We start from the raw sequence: 280 nt of genomic DNA on the forward strand, positions 1-280 counted from the left end.
CACCGCCTCGCCACCGACCAGAACCTTGAGACCCTCCACAGCCTCCGGGTCCGTCTCGGCCAGCGCGCGCCACAGGCTCGGCGTCGCCTGCATCACCGCGATGTCCTCGGACCGCACCAGACGGCCCAACTGCGCCGGATCACGCACGACATCGCGATCCGCGATCACCACGACGCCACCGGAGACCAGCGGCAGGAAGACCTCAAGGAGGGAGATGTCGAAACCGAACGTCGTCACCGCCAGCCACTTCTCCCCCGCCGACAACCCCACCTGCGAGCCC

1 protein-coding gene is annotated in these 280 nt (G+C 68.9%); it reads right to left on the reverse strand.

Annotated elements, in window-relative coordinates; all coding sequences use genetic code 11:
• A partial coding sequence (locus tag IF00_RS42335) for an AMP-binding protein (protein WP_037640638.1) occupies positions 1 to 270 on the reverse strand: 270 nt, incomplete at its 3' end.
• Between the last annotated feature and the right edge of the window lie 10 nt (positions 271 to 280).

This window comes from Streptomyces flavochromogenes, assembly GCF_000717595.1.
GTDB lineage: Bacteria > Actinomycetota > Actinomycetes > Streptomycetales > Streptomycetaceae > Streptomyces > Streptomyces flavochromogenes.